The sequence below is a fragment of the Baekduia sp. genome (assembly GCF_035996765.1).
Taxonomy (GTDB): Bacteria; Actinomycetota; Thermoleophilia; order Solirubrobacterales; family Solirubrobacteraceae; genus Baekduia.
The window spans coordinates 1-2934 of sequence record NZ_DASYJG010000051.1; the positions used below are offsets into that span (position 1 = coordinate 1).

Consider the following 2934-nt stretch of genomic DNA (forward strand, 5'->3'; position numbering starts at 1 on the left):
GGCGAGCCCGGCATCCGCGACGACGAGCATCGCCGCACCGTCGTTGACGCCGGGCGAGTTGCCGGCCGTGTGCGTCGGATGCTCGTGGTCGAGCGGGGCGAGCGAGGCGAGACGCTCCAGCGTCGTGTCGCGCCGCGGCTCCACGCTAGAGGCGCTGAGCAAGCTCCCCGGCCTGACCGGCAAGGAGGGCTCGCACACCGCCGGCAACTCGCCGGGCGTCAACGACGGCGGCGGCGCGCTGGTCGTCGCCTCCGACGAATGGGCCGCGGCCAACGGCAAGGCCATCCTGGCCGAGGTCGTCGGCCACGCGCAGTTCGCCAACGACTTCGCCTACCTCGCCACGACCCCGGCCGGCGCCGCGCGCAAAGCGCTCGACAAGGCGGGCCTGCAGCCGGGCGACATCGACCTGTGGGAGATCAACGAGGCCTTCGCGTCGGTGACGCTGCAGTCGATCCGCGAGCTCGGCATCGAGGAGGACCGCGTCAACGTCAACGGCGGCGCGGTCGCGCTCGGCCACCCGATCGGCGCCTCGGGCGCCCGCATCCTCGGCGTGCTCGTCCACGAGCTGCGCCGGCGCGGCGGTGGCCTCGGCGTCGCGGCGATCTGCTCCGGCGGCGGTCAGGGCGACGCCGTCATCCTGAGGGTGCATGGCAACGGCGCCTAAGAGCGCTGCTTTTTTCGACTTGGACCGGACCCTGATGTCAGGGTCCTCCGGGTTCTTCTGGGCCAGGGCCGCCGCGAGGGCGGGCATGATCTCGCGGCGGCGCCTGGCGCTCGACGCGTGGGAGAACGTCAAGTTCCGCCTGCGCGGCTCCACCGACGCGAGCACCGACCGCGTGATGGCGCGCGTTGGCGCGATGCTCGAAGGCCGTCGCGCGCGGGACTTCCAGCGTCTCGGCCCGCAGGTGCTGGCCGGGGTCCTGCCGCGGCTCTACCCGCAGATGCTCGACATCGCATGGGGACATCAAGACGCGGGCCGGCCCGTTTACATCGTTACCGCCGCGACGCAGGACACGGCCGAGATGATCGCCAAGGTCCTGGGCTTCGACGGCGGGCTGGGCACGCCGCTGGAGGAGGACGCCGAGGGCCGTTACACCGGCAAGCTCGCCGGGCCGTTCGCCTATCGGGAGGGCAAGCCGATCGTGATGCGCACGCTGGCCGATGCCGAGGGGATCGCGCTGAGCGAGTCCTATGCCTACTCGGACTCGGAGTCCGACCTGCCGATGCTGCGCGCGGTCGGCCATCCCGTGGCCGTCAACCCCGACGGGCCGCTGCTGCGCGTCGCGCGCGAGGAGGGCTGGGACGTCCTGCGCTTCGATCGCCTCGGCGGCCGGCTGAAGATGCTCGGCGGCCTGGGCGCGGCGACGCTGCTGGGCGCCGCGGGCAACGCGGCGCGGCGCAAGGTGGTGTCCAAGTGAGTCTCCATGAGCTGACCGACGAGGGCTCATCGCAGGTGATCTCGCTATGAGCGTCCACGAACTCAGCGATGAGCAACGCGAGATCCGCGACCTCGCCCGCCGCTTCGCCGACGAGGAGATCGCGCCGCACGCCGCAGGCTGGGATCGCGAGCACACCTTCCCGCGCGCGATCTTCGGCGCGCTGGGCGAGTTGGGGTTGATGGGCACCTGCGTGCCCGCCGAGCACGGTGGGGCAGGCGCCGACTTCCTCTCCTACATCTTGGTCTTGGAGGAGCTGTCGCGCGCCGACGCCGGCGTGGGGGTGACCGTCGCGGTGCACACCAGCGCCGGGACGCTGCCGATCCTGGCCAACGGGACGCCCGAGCAGATCGACCGCCTCGTGCCGCCGCTGGCCCAAGGCCATGAACTTGCCGCCTTCGCGCTGACGGAGTCCGGCAGCGGGTCCGACGCCGGCGCGATGCGCACCCGCGCCGTCGACAGCAAGCTGACCGGCACCAAGCAGTGGATCACCAACGGCTCCTATGCGCACACGTTCATCGCGTTTGCCAAGGACCCGGACAAGCCATCGGCGTATGTCATCCGCCGCGGCGCCCCCGGCTTCACGGTCACAAGGGAAGAAGAGAAGATGGGGCTGAACTCTTCTTCCACCGCCGACCTCGCCTTCGAGGACACCCCCGGCGAGCCACTCGGTCCGGCCGGCGGCGGCATGCGGATCGCGCTCTCCACGCTCGACGGCGGGCGCATCGGCATCGCCGCCCAGGCCGTCGGCATCGCCCAGGCCGCGCTCGAGTTGGCCACCAACTACGCCAAGGAGCGCCACGCCTTCGGCCGCCCGATCGGCGGCTTCGGCGCCATCCAGCAGAAGCTTGCCGACATGCAGACCGAGATCGAGGCCGCCCGCGCCCTCGTCTGGCGCGCCGCCCGCCTCAAGCAGACCGGCAAGCCGCACACGGTCGAAGGCGCCCAGGCCAAGTTGTACGCCTCGCGCGTCGCCCGCCACTGGACCGGCGAGGCGATCCAGATCCTCGGCGGCTACGGCTACACCAAGGAGTTCCCGGCCGAGCGCTACTACCGCGACGCCAAGGTCACCGAGATCTACGAGGGTACGAGCGAAATCCAGCGCCTCGTCATCGCCCGCGCGCTGCTCGGCGAGGCTGCCCGCTGACCCATGGCGCCCCTGCGCATCGATCCCGTCGCCGAGGCGCGCCGTCATTGGGAGCAGCGGTGGGGGCCCGAGCCGTCGCGTCCGATGGCGGCGGTCACCTCGATCATGCGCGCCCAGCAAGTGCTGATGGCGCGTCTCAACGAGCTGGTCAAGCCTCACGGCCTGACGTTCCCGCGCTACGAGGCGCTCGTGCTCCTCTCCTACACGCGCCACGGCGAACTGCCGATCGGCAAGCTCGGTGAGCGCCTGCAGGTCCACCGCACCTCGGCCTCCTCGATCGTCGCCGCCCTGGCCGACGACGGCTTCGTCACCCGCGTTCCGTCCGAGCGCGATGGCCGCGCGACGCTCGCG

Annotated in this window: 4 protein-coding genes and 1 pseudogene; 4 read left to right on the forward strand and 1 reads right to left on the reverse strand. The window is 71.7% G+C overall.

Going from position 1 to position 2934, the window contains the following annotated elements; translation table 11 throughout:
* A pseudogene (locus tag VGO10_RS12140) lies at positions 1 to 198 on the reverse strand (hypothetical protein); the annotation flags it as partial.
* Here VGO10_RS12140 and VGO10_RS12145 point away from each other — a divergent pair.
* The 4 genes from VGO10_RS12145 to VGO10_RS12160 all read left to right on the forward strand — a co-directional run.
* On the forward strand, positions 125 to 664 hold the full coding sequence (locus tag VGO10_RS12145) for a thiolase family protein (RefSeq protein ID WP_327468616.1): 540 nt from the start codon (positions 125 to 127) through the stop codon (positions 662 to 664). The pseudogene VGO10_RS12140 and the gene VGO10_RS12145 overlap by 74 nt on opposite strands.
* Positions 648 to 1418: an HAD-IB family hydrolase gene (locus VGO10_RS12150; RefSeq protein WP_327468618.1), complete on the forward strand. Its 771-nt coding sequence runs from the start codon at positions 648 to 650 to the stop codon at positions 1416 to 1418. The genes VGO10_RS12145 and VGO10_RS12150 overlap by 17 nt, the downstream gene beginning before the upstream one ends.
* Before the next feature lie 46 nt (positions 1419 to 1464).
* A complete protein-coding gene (locus VGO10_RS12155; RefSeq protein ID WP_327468620.1) occupies positions 1465 to 2583 on the forward strand; it encodes an acyl-CoA dehydrogenase family protein in 1119 nt (372 codons plus the stop codon).
* 3 nt (positions 2584 to 2586) lie between these two features.
* Positions 2587 to 2934 (forward strand): MarR family winged helix-turn-helix transcriptional regulator (locus tag VGO10_RS12160; protein WP_327468622.1); only part of this gene is annotated, 348 nt, incomplete at its 3' end.

Excerpts from the sequence above, each read along its gene's own strand:
- VGO10_RS12150 (WP_327468618.1), top strand. The coding sequence starts at position 648 with ATGGCAACGGCGCCTAAGAGCGCTGCTTTTTTCGACTTGGACCGGACC.
- VGO10_RS12155 (WP_327468620.1), top strand. The coding sequence starts at position 1,465 with ATGAGCGTCCACGAACTCAGCGATGAGCAACGCGAGATCCGCGACCTC.